Origin of the sequence: Streptomyces fungicidicus, assembly GCF_003665435.1 — a bacterium.
GTDB classification, from domain to species: domain Bacteria; phylum Actinomycetota; class Actinomycetes; order Streptomycetales; family Streptomycetaceae; genus Streptomyces; species Streptomyces fungicidicus.
The window spans coordinates 990,044-1,008,562 of sequence record NZ_CP023407.1 but is presented as its reverse complement, the minus strand read 5'-3'; the positions used below and the strand labels follow the sequence as shown (position 1 = coordinate 1,008,562).

Sequence of the window (18,519 nt, the reverse complement as noted above, 5' to 3'; positions counted from 1 at the left end):
GGGCGGACCGCGCGAGCGGCCGTACGAGGCGCCGCGCGGGACGCCTCGTACGGCCGCTGCCCGTGGGGGGCCGGGGGACCTACTTGTAGGTGACGTCGGACGACGCGTACTTGCAGTACGTGCCGTCCGGGCCCGAGCCGTTGGTGCTCGGCTCCTTGCCGGTGTTGTTGCCGATGTACTTCTGGCAGGGGACGATCTTCTTGCTGCTGTCCCCGATGATCGTGATGTTCCGCAGGGTCGCGCTGTCGCCGTAGTTGGTGTTGATGCCGGCGAGCTTGCTGCCCTTCCAGTTCACCTCGATGGTGTTGAGGTTGATCGTCCGCTTGTACTGCGTGGAGCAGTTGCCGCAGGAGCGGACGAACGTGCCGAAGTTCTTGACCGAGAAGTTCGACACGTTCAGCGTCCCGGCGCCGTTGAACTGGAACACCTTGTCGCTGGCTTCCTTGGCGCCGCCGCCGCTGACGGTGTACACCGACCCCGACGACTTGCCCTTGAACGTGGCGGCGTCCTCGCCGACGTCCTCCCACCAGACGTTCTGCAGCGTGCAGGAGCCCTTGCAGTGGACGCCGTCGGCCGCGGGAGCGCCCAGGATGACGTTCTTCAGGACCGCGCCGTCCGCCAGCTCCAGGATCGGGCCCTGGTCCTCGTCCTGGCTGCCGGAGCCGAGGTCCCCTGTGCCGTACAGGCGCTTCATCCCGTAGTCCTTGGTACCGGACACGGCGATGGTGGAGGAGACGGCCTGGCTGCCGTTCGCGGTGGGCCAGGTGACGGCGTTCGCCGGGCTCGCTCCGGTGGTCATGATCATGCCAACCGAGAGCCCCAGGGTGGCGAGTGCTCCCGTCAGCGCGCGGGCGCGTGGTCGTTTCGAGGAAGTCATGTCGTTCCTTCTGTGGTGATGTGGGGGTGCCAGCCATGTACGTGAACGACGTTCGTGATGGTGCTCAGCGGACCCAATCGCATGCCGTGCGGGTCAGGCCGCTGAACGGAAGGTATGGGGTAAGCGCTTTCTGGTCAACGCTTCGCGAGGGCCACATTCGGCCAGGAAAAGCGTGCGCCGGTGACCCCGGGCGCAGGACGCACCCCGGGGTCACCGGCGCGGTGACGGGAACGGTCAGACCGAGCGGTGGTACTGGTCGGGGACGTGGACCTCGCCGCCCAGTTCGCGGGCCGCGTGAAGGGCCCAGGAGGGGTTGCGGAGCAGTTCGCGCCCCAGGAACACCGCGTCCGCCTCGCCGTTCGCGAGGATCTTCGCCGCCTGCCCGGCGTCGGTGATCAGCCCCACCGCGGCGACCGGCATCGGGGTCTCGTTCCGCACCCGCGCGGCGAAGGGGACCTGGTAGCCGGGGCCGGTGGGGATGCGGACGCCGGGGGCGTTGCCGCCGGTGGAGACGTCGAGCAGGTCGATGCCGTGGGCGTGCAGTTCGGAGGCGAAGCGGACGGTGTCGTCCGGGGTCCAGCCCGCTTCCTCGAGCCAGTCGGTGGCCGAAACGCGGAAGAACAGCGGCTTGTCGTCCGGCCACTCCTCGCGCACGGCGTCGACCACCTCCAGCGCGAAGCGCGTGCGGTTCTCGTACGAGCCGCCGTAGGCGTCGGTGCGGTGGTTGGAGTGCGGGGAGAGGAACTCGTTGATCAGATAGCCGTGGGCCCCGTGGATCTCGGCGACCTCGAACCCGGCGGCGAGCGCGCGGCGCGCGGCGGCGCGGAACTGTTCGACGATGTCATGGATCTGTTCGACGGTCAGCTCGTCCGGCACCGGGTGGCGCTCGTCGAAGGCGAGCGGGCTCGGGGCCACCGGCTGCCAGCCGTGGCCGTCCGGTCCGACCGGCGCGCCGCCCTTCCAGGTCCGGTCGGTCGACGCCTTGCGGCCGGCGTGGGCGAGCTGGATGGCGGGGACGGTGCCCTGCGAGGTGAGGAAGCGGGTGATCCGGCGGAACGCCTCGACCTGGGTGTCGTTCCAGATGCCGAGGTCGTACGGCGAGATACGGCCCTCCGGCGACACGGCGGTGGCCTCGACGACGATCAGGCCCGTGCCGCCGGCCGCGCGGGCCGCGTAGTGCGCGAAGTGCCAGTCGCCGGGCGCGCCGGTCGCGGGCCCCTCCGGCGCGGCCGAGTACTGGCACATCGGAGGCATCCACACCCGGTTGGGGACGGTCACTCCGCGCAGGGTGCAGGGCTCGAACAGCGTGCTCACGGTGGACTCCATTCGGCGGGGCCAGGGGTTGCGGGTAAGTACGATAGGCATCGTAGTACGGGAGATGTCAAACTACGATGGTTCTCGTACAATGAGGTTTCCCTGACCGCACCAGGAGCCGCCGTGACGACCGCCCCCGCCCCCAGCAGCCGCGACCTGCCCCACCCGGCGCGCGAGGAGATCCGGCTGGAGGGCGTGCTGCACGCGCTGTCCGACCCGGTGCGGCTGCGGATCGTCCGCGAGCTCGCCGCGGAGGGCGTCGAGCTGTCGTGCTCGTTCTTCGAGCTGCCGGTCAGCAAGTCCACCACCACGCACCACTTCCGGGTGCTGCGCGAGAGCGGCGTGATCCGGCAGAACTACGAGGGCACCGCCAAGATGAACGGCCTGCGCCGGGACGACCTCGACGACCTCTTCCCGGGCCTCCTCGACTGCCTCCTCACTGCCGCCTCCCACCAGTCCACCCGCGGCCACAGCCGCTGACCCCGGCGCGGCCCCCCCGGTGGTGTCACGGGCCGGTCGTGCGGGCCGCGGCCAGGAGGCTTTCCCAGTCGGGGAGTTTGACGGTGGTCCGGCCGAGGGAGGCGCCCAGCCGGGCCTCGGCGTGTTCGATCGCCTGCCAGCCCGTCCACCCCACGGGTTCCACGCCGTCGGCCCGCAGCGCCGCCAGCGGGTCGCCGGGCAGGTCGCGTTCCGCGAAGAGGGGCGCGTCCCGCAGCAGGGACGTCACCGTCTCCTTCGCGCAGGGCCGGTTGGTGCCGATGACGCCCGTCGGGCCCCGCTTGATCCAGCCGGCCACGTACTCGCCGGGAGCGACGGCGCCCCCGCGCAGCACCCGCCCGGCGAGATGCGGCACCGTGCCGCCCGCCGCGTCGAAGGGCAGCCCCTCCAGCGGCACCCCGCGATAGCCCACCGAGCGCAGCACCAGCTGCGCCTCGACCTCCTCGTACGTCCCCGTGCCCGTCACGCCGCCCCGCCCGTCCGGCACCGTCCGCTCGAAGCGCACCGCGCCCACCCTGCCCTCCCGGGCGGTCAGTTCGACCGGGCGGAGGAAGAAGCGCAGCCGGATCAGCCGCCGGGCGTCCGGCGCCGGCGCCCCGGCCCAGCCGCGCAGCACCTCCACGTTGCGGCGCTGCGGGGCGGGCAGCGCGGCGGGATCCGTGTAGGCGGGGTCCGAGGCTGCCTCGGCCGGGTCGACGACCAGGCCGGTGTCCGGCAGGGTCCCCAGCTCGCGCAGCTCCTTGGTGGTGAAACGGGCCTGGGACGGGCCGCGCCGGCCCACCATGTGGATGGTCGTCACCTCGCTCGCCCCGAGCGCGGTCAGGGCCGCGTGCGGCATGTCGGTCGGGCTCAGCTCCGCCGCCCCCCGGGCCAGCATGCGCGTCACGTCCACGGCGACGTTCCCCACCCCGATCACCACCGCGGACCGCACCCCGCGCAGGAACCCGTCGTCCACGGCGTCCGGATGCGCGCTGTACCAGGACACGAACTCCGTCGCCGACCAGCTGCCCGGCAGGTCCTCGCCCGGGATGCCCAGCCGCCGGTCCGTGGCGGCGCCCACGCAGTACACCACCGCGTGGTACAGCTCCCGCAGCCGCGCGACCGGCACCCCGCCCGGCCCGACCTGCACACCGCCGAGGAAGCGCACGCGCTCGTGCTCCAGAACCCCGCGGAGGGTGTGCTGCAGGGACTTGATCTTCTCGTGGTCCGGTGCCACGCCGTAGCGGACCAGGCCGTACGGGCACGGCAGCCGGTCCAGGACGTCGACGCGCACCCGGGCGTCGAGCTGGACGAGACTCTGGGCGGTGTAGCACCCGCTCGGCCCGGAACCGATGACGGCGACACGCAGCACGGCGGAACTCCTCACCCCGCGGGATCGACAGGAGATCGCTGATGCCTTCAGCATGGCACCGTCCGCGCTCCGCCGACAGGGTGCCGTGCGCCACCCGGGGTGCGTGTTCTCCAGAGGGAAACTGATCACACGGTTACGTTGCGTGTGTGCTCGAGGCATCCTTTCTTCATCTTTCCGACCGTTCTCCGGCGGACGGTGCGGTGTCCGTGCGGCCCGCGTGGGAGGTGCGGGAGGGGGAACGGGCGACGCGGTGGCTCCATGTGCGGCTGGCCTTCGGCGACGGGGCCCGGATCGACGCGCTCGCGACGGTGTGCGAGGGGTGGGTCTGCGTCGAGGACGTACGGGCCCGGCCGGCGCTGGCCCTGGAGGACCTGGCCCTGTTCGCGGACTGGATCGAGGGGCCGCTGGCGCGGGCCTGCGGCGACGGTTCCGGGTCCGGAACAGGGGACGGGGCCGGCGAGGGCGCGCACCGGGAGCGGCCCGCCCCGCGGCGCGGACCGGAGGAGCGGGGGCTCGTCGCGCAGGCGTACCGCGCGGCGCAGGAACGGGGCGCCGATCCGGTGCTGGCCGTGATGAACCAGACCGGGTACAGCAGGCGCGGGGCGCTCAGGCTCATCGGCCGGACGCGCGACGAGGGTCTGCTGCCCTCACGGCACGCCCGGCGCTGAGCGGGGGCCGGGGCGTCCCCGGCCCGTCCGCCGAACCGTCACAGCAGATCGCGCATCCGGCTGATCTCGCTGGTCTGCTGGGCGACCACGTCGTCCGCCATCTCCTCCACCTGGATGTTGTTCCCCTGCCCCTTCACATCGGTGGCCATGGTGATCGCCCCCTGGTGGTGAGTGATCATCAGGGTGAGGAAGAGCTGGTCGAACGCCTTGTCGTCGGCCGCGCGCAACTGCTTCAGCTGGGACTGCGTGGCCATCCCGGGCATCGTCGCGTGGTCGTGCCCGTGGGCGCCGTCCCGCTCCGCCTTGCCGTGGTTCTTCAGCCAGGCCTGCATCGCCTTGATCTCGGGCCGCTGCGCGGCGGTGATGCGCTCGGCCAGCCTGACGATCTTCGACGACTCGGCGCGGTCCGGCACCAGTTCGGTCATCTCCAGGGCCTGCGTGTGGTGCGCGATCATCATCCGCGCGTAGGACACGTCCGCGGAGTTGGGGGAGTCGTCCTCGGCGCGCTGCCGCTGGGCCTCGTCGGCCGACAGGGTCCTGTTGGCCTCCCCGGGGCCGCCCGGCGCGATCACCGAGGGTCCGCTCCCGGCGGCCGGCCCGGCGTCGTCCGCCCCCGAGTCGCAGCCCACGAGCGTGAGTACGGCCAGAGCGGTCAGCCCGGCGGCGGCGACGGACACGCGTGACGCGCGACGGTAGTGCACAAGAACCTCCTGTGGCAGGGGCGTTGCGGGACACCTCGTGAGTGCCGACGACCGTCCTAGCACGCTTCCGCGCGACATTGATCAAAAAACTTCATTGCAAGTGTGTTGCCCTCTGTTGGTATGTGCATGTCGAAGACGATACTGCCGGTGCGAAAACCGTTCCGAAGTGAACGGAACCAGGGAGGAAAACAGTGATCCTGTTGAGCGTTTCCCGCACCCGGCGCAGACGACTGGGAGTCGTCGCGGCGGCCGGTGGCCTGCTGGCCGCGCTGCTCACCGCCGCGCCGGCCGCGGCGATACCCGACCCCGGGGACTCACCGCCCGACCGGAAGGAAGTCTCCCGCAGCGACCAGGCCGAGGCCCGCGAGGCCATCCGGAGCGGCGAGATACCCGGCCAGGACGAGATCGTCCACTCCGCCAACATCCGGCATGTGGCCAACATCCCCAAGGACGCGCTGCCCGGCACCAACTCGGACCTTGCCTTCCAGGGCCGGTACGCGTTCGCCGGCAACTACGACGGCTTCCGCATCTTCGACATCAGCGATCCGAAGGCACCGAAGACCGTGGCGCAGGTCCTGTGCCCCGGCTCGCAGAACGACATCTCCGTCTCCGGTGACCTGCTGTTCCTCTCCACCGACTCCTCGCGCAGCGACAGCAGTTGCAACAGCACCACGCAGCCCGCGACCGAGAAGTCCTCGTGGGAGGGCATGAAGGTCTTCGACATCAGCGACAAGCGGAACCCCCGCTACGTCGCCGCGGTCGAGACCGCCTGCGGCTCGCACACCCACACGCTGGTGCCCGAGCGCAAGAACGTCTACGTCTACGTCTCCTCTTACTCGCCCAACGCGGCCTACCCCGACTGCCAGCCTCCGCACGACGGCATCTCGGTGATCAAGGTCCCGCGCAACGCCCCGCAGAAGGCGGCGCTGGTCGGCTTCCCGGTGCTGTTCCCGGGTGAGGGCCCGGACGGCGGCGGCAACCCCGGCGCTCCCACCAACCCGGGTGTCTCCAAGACCACCGGCTGCCACGACATCACCGTGCTGCCCTCGCAGGACCTGGCCGCCGGCGCCTGCATGGGCGACGGCATCCTGTTCTCCATCAAGGACCCCGAGCGGCCCAAGGTGATCGACCAGGTCCAGGACAACGTCAACTTCGCGTTCTGGCACTCGGCGACCTTCAACCAGAAGGCCAACAAGGTCGTCTTCACCGACGAACTGGGCGGCGGCGGCGCCGCCACCTGCAACGCGGCCGTCGGCCCTGACCGCGGCGCGGACGGCATCTACGACATCGTCGGCAAGGGCGACAAGCGCAAGCTGGTCTTCCGCAGCTACTTCAAGATCCCCCGCCACCAGGCGGACTCCGAGAACTGCGTCGCCCACAACGGCTCGCTGATCCCGGTCAAGGGCAAGGACCTGATGGTCCAGGCCTGGTACCAGGGCGGCGTCTCGGTCTGGGACTTCACAAACTCCTCGAAGCCGAAGGAGATCGCCTACTTCGAGCGGGGACCGCTCTCCACCGAGCAGCTGGTCACCGGCGGCTCCTGGTCGGCGTACTACTACAACGGCTACATCTACTCGAACGACATCGCCAAGGGCTTCGACGTCCTGAAGATCGACGACCGGCGCACGGACGCGGCCCGCGGTGTCCACATGCGTGAGCTCAACGTGCAGACGCAGCCGGACTACTTCGACTAGGCGTCCGCCTCCGGCTCGGTCGAGAAGAACCGGGCCAGATCCGCTCCACCGGTCCCGCCGGACGCGTCGGTGTCCGGCGGGACACCCATCTCCCAGTCGAGCCGGTAGCGCTTGAACAGCTCCGCGCGCAGCACCGGAACCGGCATCGGGGCGCCCGGCATCAGGGCCGCGTACACCGCGCCCATCAGCAGGGAGCGCAGCATCGGGTAGTCCGCCTCGACATCGCGGGAGCCGTGCCGGGCCACGGTGTCACCGAGCAGTTCGGCGAGCCGCCGCTGCTCCGGGCACGGCACGAAACCCTCGGCCTGCAGCAGTCCCGCCATGTGCTGGCGCATGAGCACCGGCCGGTCCCGCGCCAGGCCCAGGATCGCGTCGATGGCCCGCGCCATCCGCTCCCGGCCGTCCTCGGTGCGCGGCTCGCGCTCCAGCGCCTCCTCCAGCGTGCGGTGCATCAGCCGGTGCACGGCGGACTGCACCAGCTGGCGCTTCCCCGGGAAGTAGTACGAGACCAGGCCCCGCGCGGAACCCGCCCGGTCGGCGATGTCGCCGAGCGTCGTCGCCTCGTATCCGTGCTCGCCGACCAACTCCACTGCGGCGTGCAGAAGCCGCTCTTTCGAACGCCTCCGCAACTCTTCATTGACCAGGGCGCTGCGCGGGGACATGCTGGACTCCTGCGTTGACTGGCTGCCAGCCAACTATACTCAACGCGTCCGGCGAGGCCCCTTGGTGGGCCCTGTCCGGCTTGCCGTTCACCTCGGGCGACGCGGGGGATCGTCCGAGGTGAACGGCTCTCAGACGCTCAGCGTCCCGTCGGGCGACGGGTGCAGCCGCCGGTGGATCCCGATCGCCGCCGCCACCACCAGGGCGCCGAGCAGCCAGCCCCCGAGGACGTCCGTGGGCCAGTGCACGCCGAGCCAGACGCGGGTGAGACCGACGCCGGCCACCGACACCACCGCCACGGCCAGCGCCGTGCGCCACAGCGCGCGGCCCACCCCGTGACGGTGCAGGAGCCACAGCAGCAGGCCGCAGACGACGGTCGCGGTCATGGCGTGCCCGGAGGGGAAGGCCGCGTAGTGCGCGGAGTCCACCGGGTCGGGCCAGACGGGGCGGGGGCGGTCGACCGCGGCCTTGAGGCCCTGCTGCACGGCCGTCCCGGCGGCGACCGTCAGCACCAGCCAGAGCGCCGTCCACAGGGCGGCGTACCGCCGGACGAGCAGCACCGCGGCCGCCGCGCACAGCACCCGCATCGTCCACGGGTCCCAGACCCAGTCCGTGAGGATGCGGGCGGTCTGGGTGAGCCCCGGGTCCGCGACCGCCCAGCGGTGGGTGGTGCGGGCGATGCCCTCGTCCACGTCGAGCAGCGGACGCCACTTGGCGGCCACCAGCGCCAGCAGCAGCGCCGAGCACAGCGCGAGCACTCCGGTGGCCAGGGTGGCGGGACGGGACTCCGGGGGACTGGGCGGGGATTCGGCGTGTGAGGTGCGCATGGGCCGATCCTCGCCGACCACCGTCACCCGCGGCCAGCACCCCCGCCCCGTCGCGTACGCGAGCCCACCGCTTTCCGGAACCTCTCCGGCCACCTACCGCCCCTCCGGTGCTGACACACCGTCGCGTACCGCATGGCCTCCCCGCGTCGACGCCATGACGCCTGGGCGGGGACAATTACCGTCGCGGCGGTACCGGCCGGCCTGCCTCTGTCGCGCCGGCCGGTCGAGCACTGCTTCTGATGCGTGCGGTGCCGCGTGGGCACGCCCTCCGGGGGGGTGCACACTTCGGCGGGTCGGGGACGACGCCTCGTCCGCGTCCGCCTTCCGGATCCGCGCGGGCGCGCCCCCTGAGGGCCGCGTCCGCTGGTGGGGGCGGGGCGACGCGTTTTGGTGCGCGCCCGCTTTCCGGTTCGGGCCGGCCGGTCGGGCGCTGGTTCTGCTGCGTTGGGGTGCCGTCCGGGCCCACGCGGGGCGATTTCCGTGGGTGGGACGGGGGCACGCCTCGGCTCGCGCACGCCTCCCCGGTACGTGCCCGGTCGGGCCGATGGTGCGAGGTGGGCCCTCAGGGGCAGGGGCTCCGGGTGGTGAAGTCCGGGGTCCGGGGTCTAGCCGAGTGCCCGCAGTCCCGGCACGAAGGCCACCAGGATCGGCACGACCGGGACCAGCGATGCCACGGCCGTCAGGCGGAGGCGGCGGCCCGCGGTCAGGCGGTCCGGGGGTGTGAGCAGCCGGCGGACACGGGCCGGGACATGGGCCTCCGGGGCCGGGCAGGGCCCGAACACCCCGCGGTGTTCGTTGAGTTCCACCAGTGCGAGGGCCGTGGTGAGCCGGCCGAAGCGGCGGGACGCCATGTCGTCCGCGGCGAGTTCGACCAGGCGGTGCATCTCGTCGCGGAACGCCGCGAACACCGGCACCTGCGGGAAGCCGCCCGCCAGCGCGGACGAGCAGTGCAGCAGCCAGTCGTGGCGGGCCCGGGCGTGGCCCCGCTCATGGGCGAGGACGGCGTCCAGCTGCCGCCCCTTCAGCCGGCGCAGCGCGGCCGTGGTGACGACCAGCTGGGGCGGGGTGCCCGGGAGCCACCAGGCCTCGGGCCGCTCACCCTCCAGGACCACGAGCCGGTCGGCGCCCGGTTCCTCCCCGGGCAGCAGCGGCGCCCGCACCTGCAGTTCGGCCCGGCGCGTCCGGCGCCGGGCGCGGGCCCGTACGACCTCCCGGACGAGCATCGCCGCGCTCCACAGTCCGCCGCACGCCAGTGCCACCGCGGTGGTAGCCGCCCAGAGCCCCGCCGTGCCGAGCGCGTACGCCTCGACGACCGCACGGGGCGCCGTGGCGAACACATGGCCGCCCACCGCCCGCCAGGCCGCCGCCGCGCTGAACGTCATCGAAAGCGCGCAGCACAGCAGCACCGCCGCGATCACGCACTGCCACGCCCACAGCGCCACCACCGGTTCCCGGTCCGGCCAGTCGGCCCGGGCGAGCAGCCGGGGACCCGTGACGGCGGTCAGAACGCCGAGCAGCAGCAGTGCCGCGGGGAGGATCATGTGTGCAGCCTATGAGCGCGGGCCGCCGCGGTATACGGCCCAACGGACCGAAGTGACGCAGCCAACGGTCCTGGACGGCCCGCCCTCGCCCCTCACACCGCCAACAGCATCGCCACCATCGCGATCCCCATGGAGAGCCGGCAGGCCCGCGCCAGTTCCGGCCGGTCACCCCATCCGGCACCCTCCGCGACCCCCGGCACCGTGGCCACCGGCACCAGCCGTACGCCCGTGACGAGCACGTACGCCACGAAGTAGAGCAGCAGCGTCCCGGTCAGCAGGGGTGTGCCCGAGCCCCCGTGCCCGTGTCCGTGACCGGCGGGGGCGGCCATGGCCACCGCCATGTACACCATCGCGCCCGCGCCGATCAGATGGTGCAGATGACCCGCGCCGGTACGGGCGGCCCACAGCGCGTGCAGCCCCGCCCCGCCGAACACCACCGCGAGGGCCGTCCACACCCAGCCCGGCGGCGTGAACACCGCCGCGGGCACGGCCATCACGGCCATGCCGAAGCCCATGAGCGCCTCGCCGCCCGCGGCACGGCGCTGCTCCACCACACGGCTGCGCATGCGCAGCAGACAGTACGCGCCGGTGGCCGCGCAGAGCGCGACCAGCAGCCAGCCCGACGACACCGGTCCGTGCACCCGAACCTCCCCCCTCGACCCGCTCGAGGGCCGGTCATGGCATGCCCGGTCCCGGTGGCGGGCACCCGAGCGCACGGAAGTACAGGGGGAGCGTTCGGGGGAGCAGCGCAGGTCGGGAGGTATGATTCACGAGTAAAATACCTGCTAAGGTTGTTTCTCATGAGCAGTGCCACCCCCACCCCCTCCACCCCGAAGGCCAGGCGCCTCCCCCTCGCCGCCCCGCTGCGCCTCGGGCGGCCCTCCGACATCTGGTTCAAACCGGCCCTCAGCGTGGTCGCCGCGGTGGCGCCGCCCAACCTGCTGCTGGTGGGGCTCGGTCGGCTGGACCTGGCGATGTACACCATGGCCGGGTCCCTGTGCGCCCTGTACGCGCACAACCGCCCGTACGCCGCCCGGGCCAAGACGCTGGTGTGGGTGGTACTGGGCATGCTCGGTGGCCTCGCCGTGGCGCTCGTCGCGGCCTCCCTCACCCGGAACGCCGTGATCCTCGTCGCCGTGGGCGCCGTGCTCGCCGCCGTGCAGAAGGTGCTGTGCGACGCCACCCGCATCGGCCCGCCCGCCCATGTGATCCTGATCTTCGTCAGCTCGGCCTCGCTGTTCGTCCCGCAGACCCTCGGGCAGGTCCCCGGCCACCTCGCGCTCGCCGCCGCGGCGGGCGTGTGGGCCTGGCTGGTCGGCATGGCGCCCGTGCTGGTCCGGCCGCACGGCCCGGAGCGCCGGGCCACCGCCCAGGCACTGAAGTCCGCCGCGGCGTACGCGGAGACGGCGGTCGCGCAGACGCCGGGCGCCGGGGAGGGCCACCCGCGCGCCCGTGGCGACGCCTACGCCGCCGTCCAGACCGCGTGGCAATCGCTGCTTGCCGCGGGGAACCGGCCCTCGGCCACCCGCCGCGCCCTCGAACGACTGGTGATCCGCGCCGAGGTCGCGCTCGCCGCGCCGGCCGACGCCGACCCCGCACGTCTGCGCGCCTGGGCCCGCGACCTGCGCGGCACCGGCCCGGTCCCGCGTCCCGACGACCCCCGCGCGGGCGCCGACGAACTGCTGGGGGTGGCCGCGGAACGCGCCGTCGCTCCCCGCCCCCTGTGGAGCAGGCTCGGACCGCTCACCCCGATCGCCGTCCGCACCGCGCTCGGCTGCGCGCTCGCCGGCTACGCCTCCCTCGCCCTGGGCGTCGGCCGTCCCTACTGGGCCCTGGTCACCGCCGCCTCGCTCTACCAGGCCAACATCACCCTCACCTGGAGCCGGACGGTCCAGCGCGTCGTCGGCAACCTCGTCGGCGTCCTGATCTTCGCCGCCGTCGCCCCGGTCGCCCACCTGGGCCCCCTCGCGCTCGTCCTGTGCTGCCTCGCGTTCAACTTCGGGGCCGAGGCGTTCATCAGCCGGAACTACTGGCTCGGCAGCGTCTGCGTGACCCCCCTCGCCCTGCTGGTCACCGAGTTCCCCGGCTACCAGCCGGTCGGCGAGCTGGTCGCCGACCGGGTCGTGGACACCCTCGTGGGCGCGCTGGTCGGTTTCGCCGCGGCCCTGGTGGTCACCAACCGCAGGGCGGGCAACCGCGTGGAGGGGGCGCTCACCGCCGTCGACCGGGCACGTGAGGGCGCCGCCCGCCTGCTGGCGGCCCCGGGGGCCGCGCCCGCGGCCCTGGCCGCGGCCCACCGCGACCTGGCCGCCGCACTGGTCGACCTGCGGGCCACCGTCGACGCCGCGTCCGGCGAGTGGTGGCGGCGCGCGCTGCCCCAGGAGCGGGTCGTGCTCGCCGAGCAGTCCGGACACCGTACGCTCGCGGCGACGGTACGACGCCAGGGGCTGCTCCCGGACCCCGGCACGGGCACGGACACGGAGGACGTACGGCCATGACGGCGACCGAAGGACCGGCGGCGGACGACGCGGGACCGGCGACGGGCGGCGGGGGCCTGCAGGGCCGTTCGCGGGACGACACCGTGGCCGCGGTCGTGCGGCAGTGGCGGGCCGTCAACCCCGCTCTCGACACCGGTCCGATGGAGGTCATCGGCCGCATCAACCGCTGCGCCGCCCTCCTGCAGCAGGCGGAGGACGCCCCGCTGCGCCGCGCGGGACTGACCCGCCCGGAGTTCGACCTGCTCGGCGCGCTGCGCCGCACCGGCCACGAACTGACCCCGAGCGAGCTGGCCCGCGAGACCTTCTCCTCGGGCGCCGCCGTCACCAAACGCCTCAAGCAGCTCGGCGAACGCGGGCTGGTGGAGCGCCGCGGCGACACCCGCGACCGCAGGGTCGCCCATGTCCGTCTCACCGACTCCGGAAGCGCCCTGGTCGACGGCATCATGCCGGCGCAGCTCGCCTACGAGAACGCTGTGCTGTCCGGTCTGGACGGCCCGGAACTCGGCGAGCTCGCCGCCCTGCTGGGCGAACTCCTCGGACAGCTGGAAGGACGCCTGGGCGCGCTGCGGGCATGACCGCCCCCGGCGCCGCACCCGGCCTCGCCTGCCGCCCCGCGGGCGGCTCTTTCGCGGCAGGCCCTAGATGCCGGGCCGGTACCGGAGCGGATGGTCGGCCGGGATCTCGACCAGCACGATCGGCGTGCCGTCCGGGTCCGCGATCCACATCTCGATCAGCCCCCAGGGCTCCCGCACCGGAGGACGGACGATCTCGACGCCCCCGGCCGCCAGTTCCCCGTGCGCCGCGGCGACGTCCTCGACCTGGAGCCACAGCCGCACGTCCGGGGAGGCTCCGGAGGCGGAGTCCGAACGGCCCGAGAGCTCCAGGAACCCCCCGCCGAGGAAGTAGACGGTGCCGCGCTCCGGGCCGGTGCCGAACTCGCGGTGGACGGCGAGGCCCAGCCGCTCCCCGTAGAAGGCGCGGGAGCGGTCGGGATCGGTGGGGCGGAGCAGGACGCGGCTGCTCAGTACGTGCACCATGCGGCCGAGCGTAGTGGCCGGGTTAGTCTCGTTGCCGCCCCGGCCACGCCGGGAGGCGCCCTGAGACGAAACCGGAGACGTGCCCATGGAATCCGCCACCGACACCGCGCTGACCTTCCGCGACGCCACCGACGCCGATGTGGACGCCCTGGTGGCGCTGATCGAGTCGGCCTACCGGGGGGAGTCCAGCCGGGCCGGCTGGACCACCGAGGCGGACATTCTCCAGGGACAGCGGACCGACCCCGAGGGCGTGCGCGAGGTCATCGGGTCGCCGGACAGCCGGCTGCTGACGGTGGAGCGCGGCGGCCGGGTGATCGCCTGCTGCCAGCTGGAACACCGGGGCGCCTACGCCTACTTCGGGTTGTTCGCGGTCAGCCCCGCCCTCCAGGGAGCGGGACTGGGCAGGACGATCATCGCGGAGGCGGAGCGCCGGGCCCGCGAGACCTGGGGCGTCAGCGAGATGCACATGACGGTGATCTCCGTGCGGGAGGACCTGATCGCCTGGTACGAGCGGCGCGGCTACCGCCGTACGGGACGGACGACGCCCTTCCCGTACGGCGACGAGCGCTTCGGCATTCCGCAGCGCGCCGACCTGTGTTTCGAGCTGCTGGTGAAGGAGCTGGTCTGACGGCTCACGCCGTGAAGCGGCCGGTGCGTTTGATCTCCGGGTAATCCGTGGTGGCGCCGTCCAGACCAAGGGCGCGCACCAGTCTCAGCTGGTCCTGGGTGTTGACCACCCAGCCGATGATCCTCAGGTCGGCCTTCCGCGCCCGCTCCACGATCTCCAGACTGAGCCGGCGGATGTTCAGACAGACGGTGGAGGCGCCCGCCTCCACCGCCCGCTCGACGATGTCGGGGCCGTACCGGCTCGCGACGAGCGCCGTGCGCACCCCGGGCACCAGGCGGGCGGTCTCGGCGATCGCCTCGTCGAAGAACGAGGACACCTCGACCCGGTCCGCGAGACCCCGTGCGTTCATCACCTCGGCCAGCGCCCGGGCGGCCTGCACGTCCTTGATCTCGGCCTGGAGCGGCGCACGGACGGCGTCGAGCACCTCCTCGAAGACCGGGATCCGCTCGCCCCGCCCGGCGTCCAGGGCGCGCAGTTCGGCGAGCGTCTTGTCGGCGATCGCGCCCGTGCCGTCGGTGGTGCGGTCCACCTCGGTGTCGTGCATGACGACGAGCGCGCCGTCCTTGCTCAGATGCAGATCGAGTTCGATGGCGTCCAGACCCGCCTCCTGGGCGGCGGCGAACGACCGGAGGGTGTTCTCGGGTTCGACGCCCATGACTCCGCGGTGACCGATGGTGAGGAAGTTCAAGATCCGACTCGCTTCCGTCGACGGCGGCGGGGGGCCGCGTCCCTACGGCCCTCCTGGACCGTATCGCCTGTGCCCCCCGCGTCCAGAGGCTGAACGTCGATCGCAGTCACCGTCACCCAACCAGGTGTCCCACCGGAAAAAATGCGGTGAAGGCGGGGGTGAGGCAGGATAATTTCCTGAGGTGCCCCTTGCTGGGAGAAACCCGCTGTGTATACGGTCTTCTTACGCGAGGTTGTCCCGTGGAGGATGAGACATGACGGAAATTCTTGTGCAGGTGGGCGTGGAAGGGAAGATTCCTTCGGTGAGCAGGGTGGTGGAGCACCCGGCATGGCCCGTGCTCAAGGATGCCGTGGAGCGGATCCGGCCCTGGCAGTCCAAGGACGGGTCGATCGACTTCGACGCCGAGGGCGCCCCGGCCCGCGAGGCCGCCGAGCGCGCGGTGCGCGAGGCCGCCGAGGCCGTCGGGGAGCTGTCCGCGCTGCTGCCCCACGACCGCGCCTACCACGAGGCTCTGGTGAAGGACCTGGTCCGCTGGGCCGAGGGCGGCTTCGAGGTGCCCGACTTCCTCGACTCGCTGCTGGCCTTCCAGCCGGCCGCGCACCGCGAGGACGGCCTGCAGCACCTGGTCGTCTTCCCGATGTACACCCAGAACGGCAACCCGGACCGCAACCTCGAGGCGGTCGTGCTGCGCATGGTCTGGCCCGACTGGCTGGCCGAACTGGAGCGCACCCGCTACGACAACCCGCTGTTCTGCGGCATCACCTTCGAGGACTTCACCTCCGGCTACGACACCAACTCCGCGGTCCTCTTCCCCGAGACCATCGCGGTGCGCGAGGCCCCCGAGCGGTTCACCTGGGGCGGCATCTTCTGCGACCGCGAGGCCGCGCGCTTCCGCCGCGTCACCGAGGCCGCCGTCGACATCCTGGGCCTGGAGCTGCCCGAGGACGTCGCCGCGATGGTGCACGACCAGAAGCGCTGCGAAGAGGCGTTCGTGCTCTGGGACATGGTCCACGACCGCACCCACAGCCACGGCGACCTGCCCTTCGACCCGTTCATGATCAAGCAGCGCCAGCCGTTCTGGATGTACGGACTGGAGGAGCTGCGCTGCGACCTCACCGCCTTCAGGGAGGCCGTGAAGCTGGCCGGCGACGGCGTCCCGCAGGCCCGTGACGTGCAGGTCGCGGTGCTCTTCGACCGGATGTTCCGCTTCCCGGTCACCGGTGAGCGGATGCGCAACTACGACGGCCTCGGCGGTCAGCTGCTCTTCGCCTACCTGCACAAGCACGACGTCGTCCGCTGGACCGACAACAAGCTCTCCATCGACTGGGAGCGCGCCCCGCAGGTCACCAACCAGCTGTGCGCCGAGATCGAGACGCTGTACCGCGACGGCATCGACCGTCCCAAGCTCGTCCACTGGTTCGCCGGGTACGAGCTGGTCTCCACCTATCTCTCCCCGCACCCGGGCTCCAGGTGGGCCAAGGGTCCCGACGCCCTCGACCTGACGCTGCCGCCCCGGAAACTCGTGGATGACGTGCTTCCGGACGAGTTTCCGCTGAGCATGTTCTATGAGGCACTGTCGAAGAAGCTGAAGAACGTGATCGCCTCCACCAAGGGCATCACGGCGGACGGTGCCGAGCGGGTCGCCGCGTGAGCGATCGCGGTATCACAACTGCTCAGGAGGCGAGGATCATGGGGAACGGGGCGCTCGACGGTGCGGTGATCGCGGTGGCCGGAGCGGGGGGACCCGCGGGGCGTGCGGCACTGCTCAGGCTGGCCGAGGCGGGAGCGGTCGTCGTCGGCTCCGACAACGATCCGGAGCGGCTGGCGGCGGCCGTCGACGCGGCGCGCTACGCGCACGGCGGCGCCACCGTCACCGGTGACACGGTCGACCTGCTCGACCTGGACTCCACCCGTGACTGGGCCGCCCGCACCGAGAAGGAGTTCGGCCGGGTCGACGGCCTGGTCCACCTCGTCGGCGGCTGGCGCGGCAGTGAGACCTTCACCAAGACCAGTCTGGACGACTGGGACTTCCTGGAGCTGCTGCTGGTGCGCACCGTGCAGCACACCTCCCTCGCCTTCCACGAGGCGCTGCAGCGCAGTGACCGGGGACGCTATGTCCTGATCAGCGCGGCCGGCGCGACCAAGCCGTCCGCGGGGAACGCCGCGTACGCGGCGGGCAAGGCCGCCGCCGAGGCGTGGACGCTCGCCATGGCCGACTACTTCCGCAAGGCCGGGGGCGAGCAGGGGCCGACGTCGGCGGCTGCGATCCTGGTGGTGAAGGCGCTGGTGCACGACGCGATGCGCGCCGACCGCCCCAACGCGAAGTTCGCGGGCTTCACGGACGTCAAGGACCTGGCCGAAGCAGTCGTCGGCGTCTGGGACAAGCCCGCCGCGGAAGTGAACGGAAACCGTCTGTGGCTGACCGAGAAGCCGTGAACCCACCGAGGACCGACGCGCGTCGTCATCACGACCCGGACGTCCGCGGTTTCGCCAGCGACAACTACGCCGGGGCACACCCGGAGGTGCTCGCCGCCCTGGCCCTGGCCAACGGCGGGCACCAGGTCGCCTACGGCGAGGACGCCTACACCGAGAACCTCCAGCAGGTGGTCCGCAGCCACTTCGGTCCCACCGCCGAGGCGTTCCCGGTCTTCAACGGCACCGGCGCCAACGTCGTCGCGCTCCAGGCGGTCACCGACCGCTGGGGCGCGGTGATCTGCGCCGAGAGCGCCCACATCAACGTGGACGAGGGCGGGGCGCCGGAGCGGGTCGGCGGCATCAAGCTGCTCACCGTGCCCACCCCCGACGGCAAGCTCACCCCCGAGCTGATCGACCGGCAGGCGTACGGCTGGGACGACGAGCACCGCGCGATGCCGCAGGTGGTGTCCATAGCCCAGGCCACCGAGCTGGGCACGGTCTACACGCCCGACGAGATCCGCGCCATCTGCGAGCACGCCCACGCGCACGGGATGAAGGTGCACGTCGACGGCTCCCGGCTGGCCAACGCCGCCGCCACGCTGAACGTGCCGCTGCGCGCCTTCACCAACGCGGCCGGCGTCGACCTCCTGTCGCTGGGCGGCACCAAGAACGGCGCCTTGTTCGGCGAGGCCGTCGTCGTCCTGGACCCGGACGGCGTCCGGCACATGAAGCACCTGCGCAAGCTGTCCATGCAGCTCGCGTCCAAGATGCGCTTCGTGTCGGTGCAGCTGGAGGCCCTGCTCGCCCGGGACCTGTGGCTGCGCAACGCCCGGCACGCCAATGAGATGGCCCAGCGCCTGGCCGAGGGCGTGCGCGCCGTGCACGGCGTGGAGATCCTCCACCCCGTGCAGGCCAACGCGGTCTTCGCGCGGCTGCCCCACGAGGTGAGCGAGCGCCTGCAGAAGCGGTTCCGCTTCTACTTCTGGGACGAGACCGCGGGTGACGTCCGCTGGATGTGCGCGTTCGACACCACCGAGGACGACGTCGACACGTTCGTGGCGGCGCTCAAGGAGGAGATGGCACGCCAGTGAGTGCATAGATATGCGGTCGACCGGAAATACA

At 72.2% G+C, this 18,519-nt stretch carries 19 protein-coding genes; 9 read left to right on the top strand and 10 right to left on the bottom strand.

The genetic code is table 11. The annotated features are described in order from the left end of the window. Positions 1–79: 79 nt before the first annotated feature. Both CNQ36_RS04405 and CNQ36_RS04400 read right to left on the bottom strand, forming a co-directional pair. Positions 80–877 (bottom strand): pectate lyase, encoded by a 798-nt coding sequence (locus CNQ36_RS04405; RefSeq protein WP_004934742.1) that lies wholly within the window; start codon positions 875–877, stop codon positions 80–82. A 234-nt stretch (positions 878–1,111) separates the two neighbouring features. Next, the gene (locus CNQ36_RS04400) at positions 1,112–2,191 is read right to left on the bottom strand and encodes an NADH:flavin oxidoreductase/NADH oxidase (protein ID WP_121545007.1); all 1,080 of its coding nucleotides are present in this window, start codon (positions 2,189–2,191) and stop codon (positions 1,112–1,114) included. A gap of 123 nt (positions 2,192–2,314) precedes the next feature. Here CNQ36_RS04400 and CNQ36_RS04395 point away from each other — a divergent pair, with 123 nt between their 5' ends. Further along, positions 2,315–2,671 (top strand): ArsR/SmtB family transcription factor, encoded by a 357-nt coding sequence (locus CNQ36_RS04395; RefSeq protein WP_004934745.1) that lies wholly within the window; start codon positions 2,315–2,317, stop codon positions 2,669–2,671. A gap of 25 nt (positions 2,672–2,696) precedes the next feature. Here the strand turns inward: CNQ36_RS04395 and CNQ36_RS04390 are convergent, their stop codons facing one another. After that, a complete protein-coding gene (locus CNQ36_RS04390; protein ID WP_121545006.1) occupies positions 2,697–4,040 on the bottom strand; it encodes an FAD-dependent oxidoreductase in 1,344 nt (447 codons plus the stop codon). A 200-nt stretch (positions 4,041–4,240) separates the two neighbouring features. Between CNQ36_RS04390 and CNQ36_RS04385 the strand changes: the two genes are divergently transcribed. Beyond that, entirely contained in the window at positions 4,241–4,708 is a 468-nt protein-coding gene (locus CNQ36_RS04385) for a DUF6214 family protein (RefSeq protein WP_121545005.1), read from the top strand. A 38-nt stretch (positions 4,709–4,746) separates the two neighbouring features. Here the strand turns inward: CNQ36_RS04385 and CNQ36_RS04380 are convergent, their stop codons facing one another. Next, a complete protein-coding gene (locus CNQ36_RS04380; RefSeq protein ID WP_121545004.1) occupies positions 4,747–5,409 on the bottom strand; it encodes a DUF305 domain-containing protein in 663 nt (220 codons plus the stop codon). A gap of 191 nt (positions 5,410–5,600) precedes the next feature. Between CNQ36_RS04380 and CNQ36_RS04375 the strand changes: the two genes are divergently transcribed. Further along, entirely contained in the window at positions 5,601–7,103 is a 1,503-nt protein-coding gene (locus CNQ36_RS04375) for an LVIVD repeat-containing protein (protein ID WP_121545003.1), read from the top strand. On the opposite strand, the gene CNQ36_RS04370 is transcribed toward CNQ36_RS04375, so the two are convergent. The 4 genes from CNQ36_RS04370 to CNQ36_RS04355 all read right to left on the bottom strand — a co-directional run bounded on the left by CNQ36_RS04370 (position 7,100) and on the right by CNQ36_RS04355 (position 10,772). Then, positions 7,100–7,765 (bottom strand): TetR/AcrR family transcriptional regulator, encoded by a 666-nt coding sequence (locus tag CNQ36_RS04370; protein ID WP_121545002.1) that lies wholly within the window; start codon positions 7,763–7,765, stop codon positions 7,100–7,102. The two genes, CNQ36_RS04375 and CNQ36_RS04370, sit on opposite strands and share 4 nt — an antisense overlap. A 129-nt stretch (positions 7,766–7,894) precedes the next feature. Continuing rightward, a complete protein-coding gene (locus CNQ36_RS04365; protein WP_121545001.1) occupies positions 7,895–8,590 on the bottom strand; it encodes a phosphatase PAP2 family protein in 696 nt (231 codons plus the stop codon). Positions 8,591–9,195: 605 nt separating this feature from the next. Continuing rightward, a complete protein-coding gene (locus tag CNQ36_RS04360; RefSeq protein ID WP_121545000.1) occupies positions 9,196–10,131 on the bottom strand; it encodes a M56 family metallopeptidase in 936 nt (311 codons plus the stop codon). A 92-nt stretch (positions 10,132–10,223) separates the two neighbouring features. Further along, entirely contained in the window at positions 10,224–10,772 is a 549-nt protein-coding gene (locus CNQ36_RS04355) for a DUF5134 domain-containing protein (protein ID WP_121544999.1), read from the bottom strand. 159 nt (positions 10,773–10,931) lie between these two features. Here CNQ36_RS04355 and CNQ36_RS04350 point away from each other — a divergent pair, with 159 nt between their 5' ends. Continuing rightward, positions 10,932–12,629, top strand: a complete 1,698-nt coding sequence (locus CNQ36_RS04350; RefSeq protein ID WP_121544998.1) for an FUSC family protein — start codon at positions 10,932–10,934, stop codon at positions 12,627–12,629. Further along, positions 12,626–13,204 (top strand): MarR family winged helix-turn-helix transcriptional regulator, encoded by a 579-nt coding sequence (locus CNQ36_RS04345; protein ID WP_121544997.1) that lies wholly within the window; start codon positions 12,626–12,628, stop codon positions 13,202–13,204. The genes CNQ36_RS04350 and CNQ36_RS04345 overlap by 4 nt, the downstream gene beginning before the upstream one ends. 63 nt (positions 13,205–13,267) lie before the next feature. On the opposite strand, the gene CNQ36_RS04340 is transcribed toward CNQ36_RS04345, so the two are convergent. Then, on the bottom strand, positions 13,268–13,666 hold the full coding sequence (locus CNQ36_RS04340) for a VOC family protein (protein ID WP_040907820.1): 399 nt from the start codon (positions 13,664–13,666) through the stop codon (positions 13,268–13,270). 85 nt (positions 13,667–13,751) lie between these two features. On the opposite strand from CNQ36_RS04340, the gene CNQ36_RS04335 reads away from it, so the two are divergent. Further along, positions 13,752–14,294, top strand: coding sequence for a GNAT family N-acetyltransferase (locus CNQ36_RS04335; RefSeq protein ID WP_004934766.1), 543 nt, complete (start codon positions 13,752–13,754; stop codon positions 14,292–14,294). A 4-nt stretch (positions 14,295–14,298) separates the two neighbouring features. Here the strand turns inward: CNQ36_RS04335 and CNQ36_RS04330 are convergent, their stop codons facing one another. Continuing rightward, positions 14,299–14,982, bottom strand: a complete 684-nt coding sequence (locus CNQ36_RS04330) for a glycerophosphodiester phosphodiesterase (protein WP_004934767.1) — start codon at positions 14,980–14,982, stop codon at positions 14,299–14,301. 253 nt (positions 14,983–15,235) lie between these two features. Between CNQ36_RS04330 and CNQ36_RS04325 the strand changes: the two genes are divergently transcribed. From CNQ36_RS04325 to CNQ36_RS04315, 3 genes are read left to right on the top strand one after another with little or no spacing between them, the layout of a single operon-like run. Further along, entirely contained in the window at positions 15,236–16,633 is a 1,398-nt protein-coding gene (locus tag CNQ36_RS04325) for a DUF6421 family protein (RefSeq protein WP_121544996.1), read from the top strand. Positions 16,634–16,671: 38 nt separating this feature from the next. Continuing rightward, positions 16,672–17,418, top strand: coding sequence for an SDR family NAD(P)-dependent oxidoreductase (locus CNQ36_RS04320; protein ID WP_040907822.1), 747 nt, complete (start codon positions 16,672–16,674; stop codon positions 17,416–17,418). Further along, the gene (locus CNQ36_RS04315) at positions 17,415–18,488 is read left to right on the top strand and encodes a threonine aldolase family protein (protein ID WP_121544995.1); all 1,074 of its coding nucleotides are present in this window, start codon (positions 17,415–17,417) and stop codon (positions 18,486–18,488) included. The genes CNQ36_RS04320 and CNQ36_RS04315 overlap by 4 nt, the downstream gene beginning before the upstream one ends. Positions 18,489–18,519: the final 31 nt, after the last annotated feature.